The organism is Bacillus cereus (genome assembly GCF_002564555.1).
In the GTDB taxonomy this organism is placed as follows: Bacteria; Bacillota; Bacilli; order Bacillales; family Bacillaceae_G; genus Bacillus_A; species Bacillus_A cereus_K.
This window is the reverse complement of record NZ_NUVD01000093.1, coordinates 1-2,136: the sequence shown is the minus strand read 5'-3', so window position 1 is coordinate 2,136 and position 2,136 is coordinate 1. Positions and strand designations below refer to the sequence as shown.

The following is a 2,136-nucleotide window of genomic DNA, read 5'->3' as shown; positions in this document are numbered from 1 at the left end:
TCGCTCATTTGCGACTTCCTAATGTTAACATCTTTGTTAGTTAATGTCAACTAAGTTTTTTTATTTCGTTTGCCGCGTTCTGCGTTATTGCATCGGCGACTTGTTCTATATTACACCTCTAAAGTACAATCGTCAACACCTTTTTATAAAGATATTTAATTTAATATGTTCACACCACTTTATCCCGCTATTTGTAGGCGGTAAGACTCCCACTTCAAAGCCTGACTGAAGCAAAGAAGCTAGTAGTGAGCCTAACAGCCCATAAAAGCTCGATTCATGAAGACCACATGAGAATCCACAAAAATATTATTAAATAGCAATCATTGTCTACTCCTATCTACAACTCTCTCTATTTCAAAAGAATTATCCCCCATACATTACTGGGTTCCAAAAGAAATTCTTTTCTATCGACTTCATTTACTCTTCTTATCTTAATTACAATATCTCTTTTCTAACAGTGCACACACTCAACTTCACTGTCCCTCAACCATTCATAGAATGAGCCAACTAATAGACTAGATCCAATTAATATTAAAAATTATGAGGAGTAAAGAGCAATCGGTAGATTATTTCACCAAACCAGTTGGAGATAGAGTAATTCGTTTGTTTACAGATTTCGCGATACTTTATATAAGAATACTTATTGTTCTTATACACTTCAACTATAGAGAAGAGCAAAACCCTAAAACATATAAACATGCAACAGTCGTAGTACCGTAGCTTACGAACCTATACGATCTATCGTGAGAGTGGTGATGGTACACCGCAATCTTGCAGCGATACCAGAAATGGACTTCGCCTTTGGTAACAAGAATCACACTGATGTTAATCAGCTTGCCCCTTTAGTAGTAGGAATGTCAATATATCCAATTTTAGTGAAAAACCACTTCACTAAAGTATGTACAGTTACAAGCTTTAATGGAGAACCGAACCTAGCAAAGCAGCTCCTCTTTGAATTACATATGTTCAATAAAAAATAAGCAGCCCAATTGATCGAATACGCCTATTACACCATTAGGTAACAAACGTTCTAACCTCTTGTAATAGCCACTACTTCCTTGCATTTAAGTAATCACACTATAATTTTTCACTTACACTTATCTTCTATATAAAAGCTCCGAAATTATAAAGTTTAAAGAGTTATATCCTATATCTATCTACAGACAATCGTAAGCTTTCCCGTTAGAAGAGCAAATATAATTGCTAACAAAGCATTTAGTTTCATTATTGCAGCCCAAATTACAAATAGAGTATGTAAAACTGAATTTATTCCTGATGAACTTATTCTCCCTCCCACTTATTTATATCAACGTGATAATAAAGATACATATGCTATTCAAATAGCAATTAGTGACTAACTATACTCTAATCACCTTATTTATAAGGCTATACAAAAAGCGATCCTTATCCAACTACTAGAGGAAACAAGTATAACTTGTAAAGAAGCTGCACATTATTTATAAAAGTAGTTCAAATATTACCACCCATAACTGGTCTTCCCACCTGAAAGCTTTATTGGGAAGCTAATGTAATGAACTATGCAGACTATAAAGAGGATTATAGAGTCTAGACATTATATCCAAAATGTTATATATGAAAGCAATACACATGACTTGCAAGAGTTGTATCTTGAAATTATCGCTGCTCTTCAAAGGCCAGATCCATAAAGAAAAAAATACGCGCTATTATCTTTTTTAACTCCACCACTTTTATCACATAACTACTTAAAACAAATAAATAAGATAATCCATTACAAAAACACCTCCTGAATTTTCATACTTAGTATGCGAATTCAGGAGGTGTTTTTTTCATGTACCACTATTCGGGTTCACTTCAATTTAACATGTCGTAACTTCTTTCCTATTCACGAATTAAAGGCATTATCATACGAAACAATTATATTTCTATGAAAAAGATGCTCATAAATGGAATGAACTTGTTTAAAAGCTATATTTCTTCAGTTTATTACTTTCATTAATTCTTAGATTTAAAATAACTCCAAGGCCATTCCAAATAAACAATATACTACTTGTTCATGAACGTTTTGAGCTTATTGCTGCAAAAAAATAAATATAGCTTATCATCTATCACTCCAGAAATACGTAGATGACAAGCCATATTTTATTAAACACAAAA

The 2,136-nt window shown here is 32.9% G+C and carries 1 protein-coding gene; it reads left to right on the top strand.

Annotation, left to right across the window (positions count from 1 at the left end; translation table 11 throughout):
• Window positions 1-755: 755 nt before the first annotated feature.
• Window positions 756-980 (top strand): hypothetical protein, encoded by a 225-nt coding sequence (locus COI75_RS21035; RefSeq protein WP_000233702.1) that lies wholly within the window; start codon window positions 756-758, stop codon window positions 978-980.
• Window positions 981-2,136: the final 1,156 nt, after the last annotated feature.